Below are 19,429 nucleotides of genomic sequence, written 5' to 3'. Positions count from 1 at the left end.
GCCCCTCGATTAAGGTAGCTGCAGCAAGATTATCCCATATGGCACCGCCATTCTAGGTTGACCTGGCAGTTGAAAAATAAAGTGGTCCATACCTGCTGCTATGATTGCTCCACCGCCACTACGTACAGGCGTAGCTCTCAAATACTGAGGGAAGTTACTGTTAAACGCTATTCTATAGCCGAGGTTCTTCAATTCAGACATCCTCTCCCCCATAGAGAAGAGACCTTGCTTGGCAAACTCTAGCTCAGTCCTCAAATTTTCTACTTCGCTTTCACTCAGCGGGGTGAATTCGCTTGTCACGATACTTTCGTCAAATTCGATCACTATTTTTCCTCCTTCAAAAGGCCACGAGCTTATACGTCAACCGCACGTCGAGCAAGTTTCTCAAAGCGCCACCTTAGTGCACAAGCGCTCCCCACAAAGCGTGTCACCCCTTCAAACCTGCCTCGTACCATTTGCGGATCATCGCGCGGCTCTCGTCTTCCATATAGGTGAGGTTCGCAGGGGGCATCGCGTGAGTTGCCCCAGCCTGAAGCCAGATCTCGCGTGCATGGGTGGCCACTTGCTGCGCCGTTTCCAACACGACACCTTTCGGGGGCGACGCCATGCCATCCCATGCAGGCTCAACCGCATGGCACATGGAGCAGTTGCCCAGCACCAGTTCATGCACATCCTCAAACCCGTCTGCGCTGGCAAAGCGCTGCGCCACGGGGCCTAGTTGAGACAGATCATCATCGCCGCTGTCTTGGTTGTAAATCCCAATTGTTGACAACCAAATCACCGCCACAAACAGAGCCGCCGTTAAACCCCAAGTCCACCACAACATGCCTTCGCGTTTGTGCATGGTGTTGAAAAAGTGCCGAATGGTCACGCCCATCAAAAACACCAGTGCCGCGATCAGCCAATTGTACTGGGATGCAAAGGCCAAGGGGTAGTGATTGGACAACATCATGAAAAGCACAGGCAAGGTCAGATAGTTGTTATGGGTTGAGCGTTGCTTGGCGATCTTGCCGTATTTCGCATCCGGCGTGCGGCCTTCTTTCAGGTCCTTCACCACGATACGTTGGTTTGGCATGATCACCATAAACACATTCGCTGTCATGATCGTCGCCGTAAAGGCCCCCAAATGCAAAAGCGCGGCACGCCCTGAGAACACCTGCGTATAGCCCCATGCCATGACCACAAGGATCACATACAACAAGATCATCAATCGCGTGTTATCGTCGCCAAATTTACTTTTACAAATAAGATCGTAAGCAATCCAACCGAATAGCAAAGACCCGATGGAAATCGCGATACCAGCCCAAATCGGCATCTCTAACACATTGGGATCAACCAAATACAATTCGGCCCCAAGGTAATAGACAAGGACCATCAAAGCAGCGCCCGACAGCCATGTCGCGTAGCTTTCCCATTTGAACCAAATCAGATCCTCTGGCATCCGTTCTGGGGCGATCAAGTACTTTTGAATAAAGTAAAATCCGCCACCGTGTACCTGCCATTCCTCACCATGAACGCCTTTGCGACCGTCGGTTGAAGGGCGCAGACCCAAGTCCAAAGCGATAAAGTAAAACGATGATCCTATCCATGCGATCGCCGTGACGACATGCAGCCAACGCACCGCGAATTCCAACCATTCCATTAAAATCGGATAAATCATTTGTTAGCTCCCGCGGTATGTTGAAAATCCAAACGGCGACAGCAAAAGCGGGACGTGATAGTGCGACGCCATATCGTTTATGCCAAAGCGGATTGGGATGATGTCTAAGAAAAATGGCTCAGGCTGCGTAGTGCCTTGAGCGCGCAGATAATCGCCAGCATGAAACACCAACTCATACGCGCCACATTGAAAATCACCTTTGGGTAAAATTGGACTGTCGGTACGCCCATCGTCATTGGTGATCATCTCGACCAGCTTGACCCGACTGTCCCCGTCCAAGGCAAACAGTTCGACCCTAAGGCCACCCGCAGGCAAACCAAGCGCTGTGTCGAGAACATGTGTCGTCAAATATCCGGAAGTCATAGGTTATATGCTCAATTTATTCGCTATTTGACTTTAAGCTGTCGGAAAGACGGCTCTTGCGCAATCAATCTTTTGCAGACCTTAGGGAAGAAACGGTAGTAAAAGAGGCGAAAAGCCTATCAATTAGTCAAAAATTTTGAAAGCCTCTCAAAATGCAACAAAAACTGTCTCGTTACCCACGCAATATGACCGGCTATGGCCCCAACGCGCCGGATCCGAAATGGCCGAACAATGCGCGTGTCGCGGTGCAATTTGTGCTGAATTACGAGGAGGGCAGCGAAAATTCCGTGCTGCACGGCGATGCGGCATCAGAGGCGTTTTTATCCGACATTGCGGGCGCAGCACCATGGCAAGGCCAAAGACATTGGAACATGGAAAGCATCTATGATTACGGCGCGCGCGCGGGCTTTTGGCGCTTGCACCGCCTGTTCACGGGCGCAGATATTCCGGTGACCATTTATGGCGTCGCAACAGCGCTCGCACGGTCCCCTGAACAGGTTGCAGCCATGCAAGAGGCCGATTGGGAAATCGCCAGCCACGGTTTAAAATGGGTCGAACACAAAGACATGCCTGAGGCAGACGAGCGCGCCGCCATCAAAGAGGCCGTGCGCCTGCACACCGAGGTCACAGGCGCCCGTCCCCGTGGCTGGTACACTGGGCGTTGCTCGGAAAACACAGTGCGCCTTGTCGCTGAGGAAGGCGGTTTCGATTATATCTCAGACACCTATGACGACGACCTGCCCTATTGGATCGAGGTCGGCGAACGCGACCAATTGATCATCCCCTATACACTCGAGGCCAACGATATGCGCTTTGCCACTGCTCCGGGCTATATCACTGGCGAGCAGTTTTACACCTATCTCAAAGACGCTTTTGATGTGCTTTATGCCGAAGGCAACGAACACACGCCCAAAATGATGTCCATCGGCTTGCATTGTCGCCTGATCGGACGCCCTGGCAAATTGGCGGGGCTGAAAAAATTCATCGACTACATCCAAACCTTTGAAAACGTTTGGACTCCCAAGCGCGTCGAGATCGCCGAACATTGGGCACAAACGCACCCCCATGTCCGCAAGACCCGTCCCAGCCAAATGGATCGCACAGATTTTGTAACCACGTTTGGCAGCATCTATGAACATTCCCCTTGGATCGCCGAGCGCGCTTTTGATCTTGAACTTGGGCCTGCCCATGACGGCGCAACAGGCATCCACTCTGCGCTGTTCCGTATGTTCCGCTCAGCTTCACAGGATGAGAAACTTGGTGTTTTAACAGCCCATCCCGACCTTGCAGGTAAACTTGCCGCGGCCAAACGCCTGACCGCAGAAAGCACCGCCGAGCAAGCCTCCGCAGGCTTAGATGCCTTGACCGACGCGGAACGTGCAACCTTTCAAGATTTAAACGCGCAATATGTCGAAAAGTTCGGCTTCCCCTTTATCATCGCTGTCAAAGACAATACCAAGGACACGATCTTATCGGCGTTTCACACCCGATTAAATCACTCACGCGACACCGAATTTGCAGCCGCCTGCGCCCAAGTGGAACGCATCGCATGGCACCGGTTGCACGACCTATTTGACACATCTGAAAGCCAAAAATGACCTACGCCTTCCCCCCCGGCGGCTTGCCCTCACAAAGTGAAAATCCTGAAAGTACCGCAGTCTTTACAGAGGCTTACGCCGTCATTCCCGCAAGTGTGCAACGTGATATCGTCACCAGTTTCCTACCTGGCTGGAACGGCATGCGGATGTGGATCTTAGCGCGCCCCATGACGGGATTTGCGGAAACTTTCGCGCAATATGCGGTCGAATTGGCCCCCGGTGGTGGCACATCCTATCCTGAACCAGATCGCGAAGCCCAAGCCGTTATTTTTGTCGCCTTTGGCGAGCTACGCCTGTCTATAGGTGGCGCGCGCTCGACCCTCAAAGCAGGGCATTTGGCCTATATTCCTGCTGGTGCTGTTTGGGAAATCTGGAACACCACAGATGCGCCCTGCGGCTTTCATTGGATCCGCAAACGTTATGACCATATGCAAAGCCTGAATCCGCTCGAAGCCTTCACCGTGCATGAAACGGAAGTCCCCAAAAGCGAAATGCCAGACTGCGATGGCGTTTGGGCCACGCAACGCTTTTTTGACCCCTTTGATTTGCGCTATGATTTCCACGTCAATATCGTCAATATTCTGCCTGGTGGGCGCATTCCTTTTGCCGAAACCCATGTGATGGAACACGGGCTTTATGTGCTGTCGGGCACAGCTAAGTATCTGTTAAATAAAGATTGGGTCGAAGTCGGCCCCGGTGACTTTATGTGGCTGCGTGCCTTTTGTCCGCAGGCTTGCATTGCCACAGGCGACGCGCCCTTTCGCTATCTTTTGTACAAGGACGTCAACCGTCATGTATCGCTTGATCTAGCAGGCCATCGGCGATGAAAAACGCTATTGTCATCACCCCTTTGACAGCTGAAGCCTTTGCCCCCTACGGTGATGTTTTGGATGCGTGTGGCCCACCGGACAAGATCATCAACGCGGGCAAATGCGGACGGTTTCATGACCGCGCAAAGGTCGATGTGATGCAAGCCCGCGTGGGCATTTCCATCTTTAAAGCTGACGTGCGATCCCTGCCCTATCAACTTGATCTGATCGAGCGTCACCCTGAGGGATCACAAGCCTTTGTACCGATGTCGGATGATCCGTTTTTGGTGATCGTCTCGGACGGCCCTGATGCAGTACCAAAGGCGTTTATCACCGACGGCGCGCAGGCAATCAACTTTCACCGTGGCACTTGGCACGGAGTGTTGACGCCTTTGGCAGGCAACGGCATGTTCGCCGTGATCGACCGCATTGGTGAGACGCCAAATTTGGAAGAGTTCACCTTTGATGTGCCTTGGATGGTGATGGCGGGCGAGACCTAGAGTTTTAAAACTTTGCAAGACTTTATGGCGCGGATTTTAAACTGTTTAAAGATTTGGGTCAGTGCCACTTTACATGTTTTAATGGTTTTTGAAGTGGTGATTTTAACCGCAGCCGCTTGTTCGCTCAAAAAACATTGAGGCAGATCCGACGACAGCCTCACTCAAATGTATAAGCAGATCGCTCGAATCACGAGATCTTAACCCATTGGTTCAAAACATTTGCTGCGCAGCATTTTGACCTCTTGAGAATCGGCTTTCACCGAGGGTTTCTAAAACGAGATCCTCATCTGTCGGCTGCTCGATTTCATCCATGCCCTGCAAATTCACTTGGGTGCCCGCGGGCAGGATGGTGTAGTTTAACCCGACCTGTCCGCCGTCAGCGCCGCCGACATCAAAGAGGGCACCACGCAGTGCGAACAGATAGAGGAGACAGTCAGGGGGTCTAAAATGATGATCTCAGCGACGCCCTTGCGGGCCATGAATGGCAACAGGCTGCGCACCTAAAAAGCCCGTCAGAAAAAGAAAAACAACGTGATCAAGAAAAGTGGCAGATTCTCTCTTGACCCTGCCAGAGTGACGGACTACTTACGCGGCACTTCGGCGGAGTAGCTCAGTTGGTTAGAGCAGCGGAATCATAATCCGCGTGTCGGGGGTTCAAGTCCCTCCTCCGCTACCATTACCCCTTACAATGTTGATTGATCGCATTGTCTTTGGGCAATGGTGGCGATGCTTTTAAGGCTTCGCGCAAACAGCCCCACATATGACGTCAAAACGCGCAGGATCGTCTTAGATCCCACGCGCATTTTTTTCATTCAAATGATTTAGGCGATACGGAAGACTTTGGCAGCTTCTTCTTTGGTGATGTCAGCCTTATCATGCACAGATGTGACACGACCGCGTTCCATGAACACCAATTGATCGGCCAAATCGTAGGCAAATTCAAAGTACTGTTCCACAAGCACAATCGCCATATCGCCACGATCACGTAAAAGCGCAATCACGCGGCCGATTTGTTGGATGATATTGGGCTGGATGCCCTCTGTCGGCTCATCCAGTAACAAGAGTTTCGGCTTGATGATCAGTGCCCGCGCGATGGCCAATTGTTGCTGTTGCCCGCCTGATAGGTCGCCGCCACGGCGGTGCAAAAAGTCTTTGAGGATCGGGAATAATTCGAACACCTCATCTGGGATGTAATGTTCGGATTTCGGCAGACAGGCAAAGCCGGTCTCAAGGTTTTCTTTCACGGTCAGCAGCGGGAAAATCATCCGCCCTTGCGGCACAACACCGATGCCTTTTTTGGCCAGTACATCAGAATTGGCACGGCCTACGTCTTCGCCGTCCAGCATCATCGTGCCAGAGGATCGAGGATGCGCGCCGCAGATGGCTTTCAGAAGGCTTGTCTTGCCAACCCCGTTGGTGCCCATGACACAGGTCACCTTGCCCGCCTGAGCGCTCAGCGCCACGTCATGTAAAATCTGCGAGCCACCATAATGCAGCGATAGGTTTTGAACATCGAGCATTGGTTATCTCCCCAAGTAGACGTCGATGACGCCTTGGTTTTTGGTCACGTGATCCAGCGAGCCTTCGGCCAAAACGGACCCTTCGTGCAGCACGGTCACTTTACACTCTAGCCGCCGGATAAATTCCATATCATGTTCGATCACCACCACGGCGCGGGTTTTCCCGGCCTCTTTCAAGATGTCGGTGGTGTGTTCGCGTTCGCCCAAGGTCATGCCTGCGGCGGGTTCATCCACCAGCAGCAATTTCGGGTCTTGCGCCAGCAACATGCCGATTTCCAACCACTGTTTTTGTCCATGTGATAGCTCGCCTGATTTGCGCGCCAACTCGTCTGTCAGACCGATGGTGTCAGCCAGCTCATGCACTTTGGCGATGTCTTTGGCTTTGGGGCGAAAGAACAACACAGCGACCGGCGAACGATCATTGCTGACCGCGATCATCAGATTGTCGAAAACCGATTGATCCTCGAACACGGTCGGGCGTTGAAATTTGCGCCCAATACCGATGCGGGCGATTTTTGCTTCGTTCATGCCGATCAAATTGCGCGACAAATCCCCCCACAAGACAGTGCCCTCATCGGGTTTTGTCTTGCCAGTGACGATGTCCATAAAGGTGGTTTTACCCGCCCCGTTCGGCCCGATGATGGCCCGCATTTCGGCGTGACCGATTGAGAACGACAGATTGTTGATGGCTTTAAACCCATCAAAAGACACGGAAATACCTGAGACTTCTAAAAGCTGGCTCATTTCTCGGCCTCCTCTTCACGCAAGGACCCAGCATCAGGCCCAAGTGGCGCACCCTTGCGGTTCGGCGAAAAACGCCCAGTGAAGATATCGACCAAACCACCGATACCTTTGGGGGCAAACAAAGTGACCAGAACAAAGGACAGACCCAGCAGAACTTGCCACCAATCGACCCATTTCACCTCGTAAAACCCAAGATTGATATTGGGCGCTTGACCGCCTGTGAACCACGTGGAAACCAGCGAGACCGCCACAGCGCCGATCACAGCGCCATAGATACGCCCCCGTCCACCGATGGCGACCCAAACCGCGAGGTAAATCGACGCAATCGGAGCGATTTCAGCGGGGTTGATGATGCCCGCTTGCGGGTAATACAGCGCGCCACCGATGGCGGCCATAATGGCGGTGAGCACGAAGACGAACAGCTTATACCCCTCAACAGAATAGCCCAAGAACCGCACCCGCGCCTCGTCATCGCGAATGCCGCGAATAACAGACCCGAACTTGCCAGAGACCACAAAAGACGTAGCGATATAGGTGAGTGCCAGCGCCAAAGCCGAGGCCCAAAGGAACCAAATCGACATCACACTTTGCGGAATATCATCGGCACCGGGAAGGTTTTGCAGACCAGACAACCCGTTGTTGCCACGCAGGCCAGAGTCGTTTTGAAACAGGTACAAAGACAGCGCGAGGGTCATGGCTTGAGTCAGGATCGACAGGTAAACCCCAGTGACGCGCGAGCGAAAGGCGAGCCAACCAAAGACCAAAGCCACAAGGCCCGGAACCAAAACCACCATCATCAATTGCAGGGTCAGACTATCGGCAAACATCCAAATCGCGGGAAAGTCCGACGATCCGACGACGCCGAAAATCTGACTGCCGATGGCGTCTGAAATTTCCGATGCTGTGGCGGGAATGGGTGATGAGGCCAATGAGTTGACCACGATGATTTCGGTGCGCGCATACATCAGCCACATGCCGATCATATAGCCGCCCACACCAAAGAAAGCGAAGTGGCCGAGCGATAGAATACCTGTGTAGCCCCAGACCAGATCCATCGCGATGGCGACCAAAGCAAGGCATAGCGTTTTGCCCAGTGTTTTAACGAAAGAGGTCGAGACCAAGCCCGATCCGTAGGCCTCTGACATCAAGGTGACGCCAAGGGTGAACAGAGCCAGCAGGCCGAGGAACACCAAGAGAGACGGGTTTTTCATAAAGAATGAGTTTTTCATGTGATCAATCCCCCGCCGCACGGCCTTTGAGGGCGATGATACCCTTGGGCCGGAACTGGATGAAAATAATGATAAAGACGATCATATAGGTCTGTGCGGCCAAAGTGTTGGACGGGTTCAGCCATTCGATGCCTTTTTGTAAGAAACCGATGCCAAGCGCGCCCAGCAAAGTCCCCCAGATATTGCCAACACCGCCAACAACCACGGTCATAAACGACTGCACGATGTAATCTGCACCCATCTCGGACGTCACCTTGGCGTAAAGCCCGATGGCCACGCCCGCGATGCCCGCGATACCAGATCCCAGCCCAAATGTGAGCATATTCACGCGGTCAGGGTTAATGCCCATTGATGCGGCCATTTTCGGATTTTGCGTCACGGCACGGGTCTCTAAACCAAGACGGGTTTTCTTCATAATGAACAAGAACACCCCAAGGAAAATACCCGCCAGCACGAAAATCGCGATCCGAATGTAAGAGATCGCCAGCACATCATTGAACACCAAAGCGCCGTCTAACCATGCAGGCGAAGTCAGCGGACGGGCCTGCGTGCCAAAGATGTTTTTCGCGATTTGTTGAAGCGCGATGGCCACACCGAATGAGGCCAAAAGCGTCTCAAGCGGACGGTTGTACAGCCAGCGAATGATCAAACGCTCCATCGCCACGCCAGCGGCGAACGTCACCATGAATGCCGCAGGAATCGCGACCAGAATAGAGACGGTGTAATCAGGGATAATCTGCTGCACAACGTAACCGGTGTAGGCGCCCATCATAATGAATTCGCCATGCGCCATGTTGATCACGCCCATCACCCCAAAGGTGATGGCCAGACCGATGGCGGCCAGAAAATAGATCGAGGCCAAAGACAATCCATCAAGGGCCAAATCCATGGTTTGGTTCAAGCCAACAGCACGATCAATGGTTTTCAACGTGGCCTCGGCCGCGTCTGTAACAATCTTGGACGGCTCGGTGTAAACTTCGACAAACTCGGTGGATTTCACGGCATCTTCAATCGAATAGCCCGCATCCCATTCAGGGACGACACCTTCGGACACCAAGACCATATAGGCACGATCACGGGCGTCTTGGTCGGCGAGGTCTGCCACAGCAACACCACCAACCATGCCGTCTTGGATATTGGCGACAAGCGCATCTTTGCGCTCTGAAATTGTAGGTTGCGCAGGCATCATGCCTGCCGCGACCATACGCGCCAGCGCGTCTTCAAAGGGCAATGCCTCAGAGCCTGCGATGACCCTGCGTTTGATATTTGCATCATCCGGCAGGCTGTCTTTTAGCGCGATTGTCGTGGTCAAAACGGGGTTTAACACGGCACGGACATCCAGTGACAAAGCCCCGTTAAACCCTTGGATCGCAGCCACGCGCGCGGCATCATCTGTGTCATAGGAAATTGTCAGCAAGCGCTCGGTCACTTCCTTGAGCGCTTTGATGTCAGGATCGGTCTCGCCAGCGATCGAGGCGCGTAAAGGGGCCAAATGAGAGGCCTCGCCATCACGTTGAATGGCCAAAATGGCTTCTGAGCGGCGCGCAGGATCAGGGTCGTTCAACTGAAACTGCACAAGGGCCGCGCCAATAACCGCACGAATACCCGAATTGGGTTTCAACTGTGACAGATCGCCTTTGGCGAAATCGCCAACAGCCGTGTCACTGTCGAAATCATAAAGGGTGTAAGTCTTTGAATCCACTTCCTCAGCATAGAAAAACATCCCATCTTCTTTACGTTGCCACATGTCCCTCGACTGCCATTTTTGCAAAACATTTTGCGCGGAGGGCAAGCCTGAGGCAGCGATGGCATCAATCGCAGGGCCGATTGTTCTACGGGATGATTTTTCGATCACCTCACGATGCTGTTGCAGCACCTCTTGGATCGTTTGATCTTGGGCCAAAACAGGCGATGCAAAAGCGGCCAAGACAATGAAAATGGCTGTCAGAAAGCGGATCATAGGGATCTTCTTTGAATGGAATGAAAAGGGCGGCAAAAGCGCCGCCCTTTGAAAGTCATATGGGCCAGCAAAAGCGAACTCTTAGTAGTTAGATTTCAGCTGAACACATGTTTCCGTTTCGGTGTTGTACATGCCACATCCGAGGTCTTTCCAATCGGACATCAGCACTGCGGATTCTGGCAAGAAGTCCGTCCACGCATCGCCAGGCACTTCAGTTGTCTGGGAGATAATGTCGAATTGACCGTCAGCTTGGATTTCGCCGATCAGAACAGGTTTCGCGAGGTGGTGATTAACGCCCATCACTGCAGTGCCGCCCGTCAAGTTCGGGAATTCTTGGCCGTACATCGCGGTGCGCACCGCGTCTACGTCTGTTGTGCCTGCCGCTTCAACAGCGTTGACCCACATGTTGAACCCGATGAAATGCGCTTCCATTGGATCGTTTGTAACACGCTCTTCGCCCATTTTCGCTTTCCATGCCGCGATGAATTCATCGTTCAGCTCGGATTCTGCAGATTGAAAGTAGTTCCAAGCGGCCAAGTGACCCACAAGATTGGATGTGTCCAAACCGGATAGTTCTTCTTCGCCAACTGAGAAGGCAACAACTGGAATGTCGTCAGCTGAAATACCAGCGGATGCCAATTCTTTGTAGAAACCGATGTTCGCATCGCCGTTGATCGTAGAGATCACGCCGACTTTTTTGCCGTCTGCGCCAAGGGCCACAACGTCTGCGACGATTTTGGACCAATCAGAATGGCCGAAAGGTGTGTAGTTTACAAAGATATCTTCTGCCGCGATGCCTTTGCCCTCAAGGTAGGATTCGAGGATGTTGTTTGTTGTGCGTGGGTAGACATAGTCTGTGCCAAGCAACGCGAATTTCTCAACACCAAGCTCGTCGAGGAAGTAATCTGTCGCAGGAATAGCTTGCTGGTTTGGCGCAGCCCCTGTGTAGAACACGTTTTTCGATGACTCTTCGCCTTCGTACTGAACAGGGTAGAACAGCAAGCCGTTCAATTCTTCGATCACTGGCAAAACAGATTTGCGTGACACAGATGTCCAGTTGCCGAACATCACGTCAACCTCGTGTACTGTCAAAAGTTCACGGGCTTTTTCTGCGAAAAGTGGCCAGTCGGAGGCAGGGTCAACAACAACCGCTTCCAATTGGCATCCAAGAACGCCGCCTTTGGCGTTTTGCTCGTCAACAAGCATCAACATAACGTCTTTAAGTGTGGTCTCTGAAATCGCCATAGACCCTGACAAAGAGTGCAAAACACCTACTTTTGTGGTGCAATCTTGTGCCAATGCGGCAGTTGTCATAGCAGTTGTGGCGATGAGAGCAGAGGCCAATGTGGCTTTAAGTTTGGTGGTCACGTCGATCATCCTTTATGGATGCCAAAGGCGTGCAGTTTCAGCCCGCAAAATTGCGAGTGCCATGGACGACTTCCATTGTTGGCTTGAAACGCCTACATTCCCCTAGCAGCGTTAATCAGTTGCATTCGTGTGGTGGTGGCGACCTGCAAGTCTGGCCATCATCACACATTACCCCGCAAATCTTCCGGTGCCTTTGAATAAGCTGCCAGTTGAATTGCTTTAAACACTTTGCCCCACTGATTGGTTTTGAACACGACTAGGTGAACACAGGCCTCTTGTGCCGCTTGATTTCCACACAACAGTCTAATTTTTGTGCGAAATCACTATTAAAGATGACAAATTAATCTAATCAATAAAAAATCACGCGCTACCAAAGCAATTGCACAGAAAACATACACAGAAACATCTGCCACCGATTCCACCTTTGCGCCCCCAATCGCGCGTGCCTTCCTCGATGCCCCCCGCATTTCGACCTCAAATTCGGCCGCCTAGAGTGACAAGTGCAAGCGCCAACTCCTAAAAATTTTGAGCGTAAACACTTTATTCGTTGATTTCGCCCATTTTAAGCCAAACGACCGATCCGCGCAGTGATCACACCGCTGTGCCTGTGCAGGATTGAATTTCTAACATGTGGCCTAGGGAAACAAATGAATAAACTATTTGGGAAAGCTATCGGCTCAATCGCCATCAAAATGGCCATCGCCATTCTCGCACTTGCGGGCACAACCGCTGCAGCAATCTTGATTTCAACTTCACTCATTTCCACCATAACGGATGAAGTCGAAACTTTGGTCGAAGACAATTTACCGCCACTTGACGCCGCGATGCAAGTTTCAGACGCCCTGCTCAAGTTCAAAGACGCAACAAACGCGCTTATAGCATCCTATTCCCTGATCGGTTTTCCGACTCACCAAGACAATATAAACACAGCTGCGCAAGAACTACTTGAAGCGGCGCAAGCAATTCCCGGCGAAGGTCACGAAAACCTCAACTTATCGGTGCAAGCACTGCTCAGCGACACCCGCCAACTTATCGCCCAAAAACATCTCGCCCTCACCTCAAGCTCAGATAATCTCAAACTGATGGCCGCGCTCAATGATCTGTCGCATAAGGTGTCTGGCGAGCTGACTGACATCAACAAATCAGCCTCGTTCCGTCTGATGATTGCAACTGGCGAAGCGATCCAAGCGGCTCAAACCGGTGTCGATGCATTAATCGACGCAAATATGGGCGGGCTGGCCACGCTCTATGAACTCAAGGCAAGCGCGGAACACGCGACAAGCACGACCCTCGCCTATGCCGCCATCGCCGATCCAAATAACGTGGCGGCGCTCGCGGCCAAAAAACTCAGCTTGAACACAATCAAAGATCTTGAACGCACCGTGAATCGAATTGGCATCATCAACGGAGATGTCCCCGCCTTAGCCGCCAGCAAGGAACTTTTGGGGCACTTACATCAAATTCACACCACCAATGGGACTGTCTCTTCGCAGCAACGCGAAACCCTGCTGCAAGCTCAAGCAAAATTTGCCAACACAACCAAAATGATTATCGCGAATGACATGCAAGCTCTTGATGATGCAGGACAAAGTTTTCTTCGTGGGAATGACGCAATCATTAAAAACTTAACTGATGTGAAATTCGCTGAAATTCGTTCCGTAGACTCGCTCAACATCGCGATCAAATCTGCGCTGCTAAAGCTGCAACAAGGCGCCTCATCCATCAATCCAGGTTACATCCAAGCCCTACAATTTGAACTGCTTCAAGACCGAGAAGATATCCAGAAAAACTTAAACCTCGTTGCGGATGAAACGGCAGACAAAGTGCGTCAAATTCTATCGGCAACCGACCCTGAAACAGGGGCGCTGGCCACGCGTCTGCAAGCCATAAACGCGCAATCGTCCTCTCGGACCAAAGCCACGCATCTAATTGAAAAAATTCTATCCATCTCGCATGAAGTGACTGACATTTCACACGAAAGCCTTGCTGCCATAGACGAAGCAGGTTCCATCGTCGTCACAGACGCACGCAATGCCTCAGCCACCATGCGCTCCATTAGTACCATCGCGGTTATCGCCGTCACTGCGGCACTGTTGATGATCCATTTCACGATTGTACAACCTTTAAAGGTTGTCACCCAAAGTACAGAGCGGCTTGCAAATGGTGACATGTCCGAGCTTAAGAAAACAGGCGGAACGCAGGGCGAAATTGCCCGATTGATGTCAGCTCTGCGCGTTTTCAGAAACAACCTGCTTGAAAAAGAGCGTATGGATGCCGAAGCTGTCGAACGCGCCGAAAGCGAACGCCTCGCAGAAATTGCTGCCGCTAAGCGCGCAAAAGAACAAGAAGCAGAAGAACAAGAGCGTGCCCGCAAAATTGCAGCACGTGAACAAGAACTTGCCGCGGCGGCGGAGCGTGAAAAGGAAAAAGCACGAGCCGCAGCTGAGGCTGAACGCACCGAGCGTCATGAAGAGCAATCTGCCATCGTGAAGGCCCTTGCCGATGGTCTTCGTAGATTGGCTCAGGGCGATATTTCAAAGACACTCGACGAAGATTTTCCAGCTGGCTATGAACAGCTGCGCAGTGACTTCAACGATGCTGTGATATCCCTAAAAGATGTCGTCTCAAAACTATCAGACACCTCGCAAACCATTCATACCAATTCCAAAGAAATTTCTCACGCTGCCGACGATCTGTCGGTGCGCACAGAGCGCACAGCCTCAACTTTGGCTGAATCCGCTGCGGCACTAACACAGCTTACGGTTTCCGTTAAATCTGCGGCAGATGGCGCGGCGCTTGCCAATCAAACAGTAAAAGCCGCACACCAAAACGCGGAGTCGACGAACCTTGTGGTCAAGGATGCCATGAACGCCATGGATGCTATTTCGGCCTCATCCTCGAAAATTTCGAAAATTATCAGCGTCATCGATGATATCGCTTTCCAAACAAACCTTCTGGCTTTGAACGCAGGCGTCGAGGCGGCGCGCGCAGGTGAGGCTGGCAAAGGGTTCGCTGTGGTCGCTTCCGAAGTCCGCGCCTTGGCCCAAAGATCGTCTGAAGCGGCGCATGAGATCAATCAATTGATTTCCGACTCAGGTGAAGAGGTCAAACGAGGCGTATCTTTGGTCGATCGAACGGGAGAAGCACTCAAATCTATTGTGGGGGATGTCACAAAAATCGCTGGTCATATGGCTGAGATCGAAACATCGGCGACCGAACAATCTGCCGGAATTTCCGAAATAAACCTTGCCGTGGCCGATCTGGATCAGGCAACGCAGCAAAACGCGGCCATGTTTGAAGAGACGACAGCCGCCAGCCATTCTCTCACACAAGAGGCCTCAACACTGACAGCGATTGTTGCTCAATTCAAAACGGAAAGCACGGGAGACACGCAAAACGCAGCCTCGTCCCAATGGGATTCTGATCTTGGTGATGTTGAGCTGGCGTCTTAAACGTGCCTGCTTAACGATCCGACAGGATGTAACATCTATCGTGTAAGGAATTTTCCCCTAGCCCGCAGCATTATCTAAGAAGGCCTCGCAAGGTTTATTGGGATGCGCCGCTTAGGGCGGGCAGCAATACGTAGATGAACACTGATCCTAAGGCCATTTGCGTGGGATACCTGCCGCGGCGATGCTTTCAATGTTACCCTGCGCAATCACAGAGATGGCGCAGAAGGGAATTGCTTTCACTATGACATTTCCAGTGCGCCCGCGCGCTTTTAGTCCTTTGACCGCAAGACACCTGCTGGGCGCGCGCGCATAGCGCGCCAAGAAAACCACAGCGATGTGCACAATGTCAGTCCGATGCCGCCCAAGACAATCGCAAGCGACGCGCGCCATTCAAAGGTAAAGGATGCCTCCATCACGAAATGCGTCACCGCCCAACCGGCCAAACCGCCTGCACCGACGGCGACCGCGCCTGCCGCAAACCCCATGTAGAGCGAACGCAAGGCGAAGCTCCACAACACACGCAAACGGGTCGCGCCCAAAGTTTTCAAAATTGCGGCCTCATAACGGCGTTTTTCTTCGCCTGCGGCGGCAGCACCGATCAAAACCACAGCACCTGTAATCAATGTCGCCAGTGCGCCAAGGGTTGTGGCGGCCGCGATGCTTGTCATAACGGCGACCACGCGGTCGATGGCATCGCGCACCCGAATGGTTGTGATATTTGGGTAGGCTTTCGATAGGGTACGAATGAGCGGTGCTTCGACCTCTTGATCGGCATAAATTGTAGCAATGTAAGTGTGAGGGGCATTCTCAATAGCCGCCGGGTTCATCGACAACACAAACCCCATTCCCGCGCCTGAAAAATCGACCTCGCGAAACGATGTGACGCGTGCTGTGATGTCACGCCCCAAAATATTGAGCGTCAAAGTATCGCCCAAAGACAGACCAATTTCGGCGGCCTCTTCGGCAGCGAAACTGATTTGCGGCTCGCCCATATAATTCTCAGTCCACCACGTGCCTTGGGTGATCCGTGCATTTTCGGGTTTTTGGGCCGAATAGGTCACGCCGCGATCACCGCGAATAACCCAATGATTACCCGCCACCTCTTTGGCGTCTTGGCCATTGATTTTGGTGATGAAGCCGCGCAACATCGGTGCCGTTTCATATTTTTTCACGCCGTCACTTGAGGCCAAATGCGAGGTAAACCCATCAATTTGGTCTTTTTGAATATCGACGACAAAGTAAGAAGGCGCAATGTCAGGCAATTCGTTCGCGATTGCACCGCGCAGATTGGTGTCAATTTGTCCAACTGCCGACAAGACTGTGAGACCCAGACCGAGAGAAAGCACGACAGACAAGGTTTCTCCGCTAGGCCCGCCAACGGACCCAAGCGCCAAACGCAAATAAGGGCGACCTTTGGTAAAATTCCGCCTAGCCATCCAACGCGCGAGAAGACGCAACAGCGCAGCGCAGACCACCAAAAGCGCAAACGTACAGGCCAATCCGAAAAAGGACCAAAGCACCAAAGCGCGCGTATCGGTGAAAGCCACAGCAAGGGCAACCAATATAGCCACCATGCCCGCAATCGCGATCAAATAGGGCGGGCGCGGCAAGCCTTTGAGACCCAATTGAGAGTCGCGGTAAAGCGCTGCTGGGCGGATTTTTTCTGTTTTCGCCAAAGGCCAGGTCACAAAAATGGCTGCAGCCAAAGCACCATAGACCGCGGCCTCTAGCAAGGACTGCGGGTAGACAGACATTTCAACTGGCACTGGCAGCATAGATTCGATGATCGGCGCGACCATCAGGGGCACAGCTGCACCCAGAACCAGCCCAATCGCGATGGCAAAACTGGTCAACACACCGATTTGAATGGCATAAACCATGAAAATGGTGGCGCGATCTGCCCCAAGGGTTTTCAAGGTCGCGACGATGGTGGTTTTGCGGTCCAAATAGGCGCTGACAGCGGATGAGACACCAACGCCACCAACGGCCAATCCTGCAAGTCCGACCAAAACCAAAAACGATCCAAGGCGTTCGACGAAACGCGCCATGCCCGGTGCGCCATTGCGCGCATCGCGCCAACGATAGGCCGCATCGGGTAAGGCGGCTTGGGCGGTTGTTTTTGCCGTCTCTAGATCTGTGCCCTCCGGCAATTTCAAACGATAAGCCGTCTCGAACAAGGTGCCAGGCGACAGCAAATTGGATGCGGCCAGCGCGGATGTGCGCACAAGCGAGCGCGGTCCCAGCGAGAAACCAACGGACGCATTGTCAGGTTCATTTGTCAGCTCGGCCATCACAATAAAAGGCACCGCGCCGATTTGGATTTCATCGCCGATGGCAAGGCCAAGACGCTCAAACAGCATCGGGGCCAGCACCACGCCAGCAATACCATCACGCCCATCAAGTGCTTGCGACAAAGGCATATCGGGCGACAAGGTGACAGAGCCAATCAATGGATAGGCGTCATCGACGGTTTTCACTTGGGTCAAAGCCCGCTCGTCACCGCGTGTGACCATAGAGCGAAAATCCGTGATCTCGGACACGGCCAAACTGTTGGCTTCAAGCCATGCGCGTTCGGTGTCTGTTGCGAACCGATATGTGAATTCCAGTTCCGCATCGCCCCCCAACAAGGCTGCGCCTTCGCGGTCAAGTCCTGCAGAAATACTTTCGCGCACCGATGTGACCGCCGCGATGGCCGCGACGCCCAGCGCCAAACAGGCCACCAGCACTCGAAACCCACGCAAGCCGCCACGCAATTCTCGGCGGGCAATTTTCCACGCCATTTTAACTTTGGCCAAGTTTTTGTGCTGCAGCGCGGTCATTGCGCGGCCTCAGCCGATGCAAGATCAAGGGCGCCATCGCGCAGGCGGATCACACGATCACAACGCGCGGCCAGCTCTGGCGCGTGGGTGACCAGCACCATCGTCGCGCCGTGGCGGTCGCGCAGGCTCATCAGCAAATCCATGATCGCCTCGCCCGTTGTCCCGTCCAGATTCCCTGTGGGCTCATCGGCCAGAAAAATCGCAGGACGTGGCGCTGCGGCACGGGCCAAGGCCACGCGTTGCTGTTCGCCGCCAGACATTTGCGACGGGAAATGATCGCAGCGCGCGCCAAGCCCCACGGCCTCAAGTTCTTCACGCGCGCGATCAAAGGCGTCTGCATGTCCGGCCAATTCCAAAGGCGTTGCGACATTTTCAAGCGCGGTCATTGTGGGGATAAGGTGGAAAGATTGGAACACCACCCCCATATGATCTCTACGAAAGCGCGCAAGAGCATCTTCATTCATGTCGGTTAGATTGTGCCCTAACACGGACACGACACCGGTGGTGGCCTGTTCCAAACCGCCAAGCAACATAAGGAGCGACGATTTGCCTGACCCAGATGGCCCAATGAGACCTACGGTTTCGCCCCGCATCACATCGAGCGAGATGTCATGCAAAATATCGACAGGCCCCGCGTTGCCGTTTAAAGACAGTCCGATATCTGTGAGGGAAATAACTGTGTCGGTCATAAGATGCTTTCTAAATATGTATCGCTATCGATATGGCGGCGCGGGCCGTGTGAACACGTTTTTAACGGCGCATATCGTATCGGTTTTTCTAATACTGGCCAGCACCGATGCGCAGGCTCAAGACACTGTGACAATTGCAGCGCTTGGTGACAGTCTGACGCAAGGCTACGGTTTGGTTCAAGAAGACGGGTTTACGGTCCAATTACAAGGCTGGTTGGATGCCGCTAACCAAGACGTGATCATCATGAACGCTGGCGTGTCGGGCGACACCACCGCGGGCGGGCTTGCCCGTGTGGATTGGACGCTGACGCCTGATGTTGATGCGATGATCGTGGCGCTTGGGGGCAATGATGTGCTGCGCGGCACCGATCCGGCTGTGGCGCGCGCCAATCTGGACGGGATTTTATCCGTGGCCGCTGATAAAGATATCCCTGTTTTGCTTGTGGGCATCGATGTGCCGGACAATTTTGGGCCAGACTACAAGGCTGATTTTGCAGCGATCTATCCTGATTTGGCGGCAAAATACGACACGCTTTATGTGGAAAGCTTTCTGCGCCCGCTGACCGATTTGGGCACGACGCAAGAAGTCTTGGCGACCTATTTTCAAGGCGATGGCATTCACCCGAACGCTGTGGGTGTTGGAATTATCGTCGACAGCATAGGCCCGAAAGTTGTTGAACTGGCGCAAGAAGCGCGCGATCAAACAGCCAAATAGACA

The 19,429-nt window shown here is 52.9% G+C and carries 15 protein-coding genes and 1 tRNA gene; 6 read left to right on the top strand and 10 right to left on the bottom strand.

Annotated elements, in window-relative coordinates; translation table 11 throughout:
- Positions 1 to 9: 9 nt before the first annotated feature.
- The 3 genes from KO497_RS14470 to uraH form a co-directional block, all read right to left on the bottom strand.
- Complete coding sequence (locus tag KO497_RS14470) at positions 10 to 324, bottom strand: hypothetical protein (RefSeq protein ID WP_215944657.1); 315 nt, start codon at positions 322 to 324, stop codon at positions 10 to 12.
- Positions 325 to 427: 103 nt separating this feature from the next.
- A complete protein-coding gene (locus tag KO497_RS14465; RefSeq protein WP_215944656.1) occupies positions 428 to 1,660 on the bottom strand; it encodes a urate hydroxylase PuuD in 1,233 nt (410 codons plus the stop codon).
- Positions 1,661 to 1,663: 3 nt separating this feature from the next.
- Positions 1,664 to 2,023: a hydroxyisourate hydrolase gene (gene uraH / locus KO497_RS14460; protein ID WP_215944655.1), complete on the bottom strand. Its 360-nt coding sequence runs from the start codon at positions 2,021 to 2,023 to the stop codon at positions 1,664 to 1,666.
- 164 nt (positions 2,024 to 2,187) lie between these two features.
- Between uraH and puuE the strand changes: the two genes are divergently transcribed.
- The 4 genes from puuE (at position 2,188) to KO497_RS14440 (ending at position 5,606) form a co-directional block, all read left to right on the top strand.
- Complete coding sequence (gene puuE / locus KO497_RS14455) at positions 2,188 to 3,621, top strand: allantoinase PuuE (RefSeq protein ID WP_215944843.1); 1,434 nt, start codon at positions 2,188 to 2,190, stop codon at positions 3,619 to 3,621.
- Complete coding sequence (locus tag KO497_RS14450) at positions 3,618 to 4,448, top strand: bifunctional allantoicase/(S)-ureidoglycine aminohydrolase (protein WP_215944654.1); 831 nt, start codon at positions 3,618 to 3,620, stop codon at positions 4,446 to 4,448. Before puuE ends, KO497_RS14450 begins: the two co-directional genes overlap by 4 nt.
- Complete coding sequence (locus KO497_RS14445; protein WP_215944653.1) at positions 4,445 to 4,930, top strand: ureidoglycolate lyase; 486 nt, start codon at positions 4,445 to 4,447, stop codon at positions 4,928 to 4,930. Before KO497_RS14450 ends, KO497_RS14445 begins: the two co-directional genes overlap by 4 nt.
- Before the next feature lie 599 nt (positions 4,931 to 5,529).
- Positions 5,530 to 5,606: transfer RNA gene (locus KO497_RS14440), tRNA-Met, on the top strand.
- 145 nt (positions 5,607 to 5,751) lie between these two features.
- On the opposite strand, the gene urtE is transcribed toward KO497_RS14440, so the two are convergent.
- The 5 genes from urtE to urtA all read right to left on the bottom strand — a co-directional run bounded on the left by urtE (position 5,752) and on the right by urtA (position 11,760).
- Entirely contained in the window at positions 5,752 to 6,450 is a 699-nt protein-coding gene (gene urtE, locus KO497_RS14435) for an urea ABC transporter ATP-binding subunit UrtE (protein ID WP_215944652.1), read from the bottom strand.
- Positions 6,451 to 6,453: 3 nt separating this feature from the next.
- Complete coding sequence (gene urtD, locus KO497_RS14430) at positions 6,454 to 7,194, bottom strand: urea ABC transporter ATP-binding protein UrtD (RefSeq protein WP_215944651.1); 741 nt, start codon at positions 7,192 to 7,194, stop codon at positions 6,454 to 6,456.
- Positions 7,191 to 8,423: an urea ABC transporter permease subunit UrtC gene (urtC, locus tag KO497_RS14425; RefSeq protein ID WP_215944650.1), complete on the bottom strand. Its 1,233-nt coding sequence runs from the start codon at positions 8,421 to 8,423 to the stop codon at positions 7,191 to 7,193. The genes urtD and urtC overlap by 4 nt, the downstream gene beginning before the upstream one ends.
- A 4-nt stretch (positions 8,424 to 8,427) precedes the next feature.
- Positions 8,428 to 10,383: an urea ABC transporter permease subunit UrtB gene (urtB, locus tag KO497_RS14420; RefSeq protein ID WP_215944649.1), complete on the bottom strand. Its 1,956-nt coding sequence runs from the start codon at positions 10,381 to 10,383 to the stop codon at positions 8,428 to 8,430.
- 81 nt (positions 10,384 to 10,464) lie between these two features.
- Positions 10,465 to 11,760: an urea ABC transporter substrate-binding protein gene (urtA, locus tag KO497_RS14415; protein WP_215944648.1), complete on the bottom strand. Its 1,296-nt coding sequence runs from the start codon at positions 11,758 to 11,760 to the stop codon at positions 10,465 to 10,467.
- A gap of 638 nt (positions 11,761 to 12,398) precedes the next feature.
- Between urtA and KO497_RS14410 the strand changes: the two genes are divergently transcribed.
- Entirely contained in the window at positions 12,399 to 15,203 is a 2,805-nt protein-coding gene (locus KO497_RS14410; RefSeq protein ID WP_215944647.1) for a methyl-accepting chemotaxis protein, read from the top strand.
- A 269-nt stretch (positions 15,204 to 15,472) separates the two neighbouring features.
- Here KO497_RS14410 and KO497_RS14405 read toward each other — a convergent pair whose 3' ends face one another.
- Positions 15,473 to 18,022, bottom strand: a complete 2,550-nt coding sequence (locus KO497_RS14405) for an ABC transporter permease (RefSeq protein WP_215944646.1) — start codon at positions 18,020 to 18,022, stop codon at positions 15,473 to 15,475.
- Positions 18,019 to 18,711 (bottom strand): ABC transporter ATP-binding protein, encoded by a 693-nt coding sequence (locus KO497_RS14400; RefSeq protein ID WP_215944645.1) that lies wholly within the window; start codon positions 18,709 to 18,711, stop codon positions 18,019 to 18,021. The genes KO497_RS14405 and KO497_RS14400 overlap by 4 nt, the downstream gene beginning before the upstream one ends.
- A 16-nt stretch (positions 18,712 to 18,727) precedes the next feature.
- Between KO497_RS14400 and KO497_RS14395 the strand changes: the two genes are divergently transcribed.
- On the top strand, positions 18,728 to 19,426 hold the full coding sequence (locus tag KO497_RS14395) for an arylesterase (protein ID WP_215944644.1): 699 nt from the start codon (positions 18,728 to 18,730) through the stop codon (positions 19,424 to 19,426).
- The last annotated feature ends 3 nt before the right edge of the window (positions 19,427 to 19,429 follow it).

The organism is Pacificibacter marinus (assembly GCF_018860665.1).
Classification (GTDB): Bacteria; Pseudomonadota; Alphaproteobacteria; order Rhodobacterales; family Rhodobacteraceae; genus Celeribacter; species Celeribacter marinus_A.
The sequence above is the reverse complement of the archived record's forward strand: the minus strand, read 5'-3'. Positions and strand labels throughout refer to the sequence as shown.

Coding starts and splice junctions, on each gene's coding strand:
- KO497_RS14465 (WP_215944656.1), bottom strand. CDS start 1,660: ATGATTTATCCGATTTTAATGGAATGGTTGGAATTCGCGGTGCGTTGG.
- uraH (WP_215944655.1), bottom strand. CDS start 2,023: ATGACTTCCGGATATTTGACGACACATGTTCTCGACACAGCGCTTGGT.
- KO497_RS14450 (WP_215944654.1), top strand. CDS start 3,618: ATGACCTACGCCTTCCCCCCCGGCGGCTTGCCCTCACAAAGTGAAAAT.
- KO497_RS14445 (WP_215944653.1), top strand. CDS start 4,445: ATGAAAAACGCTATTGTCATCACCCCTTTGACAGCTGAAGCCTTTGCC.
- urtE (WP_215944652.1), bottom strand. CDS start 6,450: ATGCTCGATGTTCAAAACCTATCGCTGCATTATGGTGGCTCGCAGATT.
- urtD (WP_215944651.1), bottom strand. CDS start 7,194: ATGAGCCAGCTTTTAGAAGTCTCAGGTATTTCCGTGTCTTTTGATGGG.
- urtC (WP_215944650.1), bottom strand. CDS start 8,423: ATGAAAAACTCATTCTTTATGAAAAACCCGTCTCTCTTGGTGTTCCTC.
- urtB (WP_215944649.1), bottom strand. CDS start 10,383: ATGATCCGCTTTCTGACAGCCATTTTCATTGTCTTGGCCGCTTTTGCA.
- urtA (WP_215944648.1), bottom strand. CDS start 11,760: ATGATCGACGTGACCACCAAACTTAAAGCCACATTGGCCTCTGCTCTC.
- KO497_RS14410 (WP_215944647.1), top strand. CDS start 12,399: ATGAATAAACTATTTGGGAAAGCTATCGGCTCAATCGCCATCAAAATG.
- KO497_RS14405 (WP_215944646.1), bottom strand. CDS start 18,022: ATGACCGCGCTGCAGCACAAAAACTTGGCCAAAGTTAAAATGGCGTGG.
- KO497_RS14400 (WP_215944645.1), bottom strand. CDS start 18,711: ATGACCGACACAGTTATTTCCCTCACAGATATCGGACTGTCTTTAAAC.
- KO497_RS14395 (WP_215944644.1), top strand. CDS start 18,728: ATGTATCGCTATCGATATGGCGGCGCGGGCCGTGTGAACACGTTTTTA.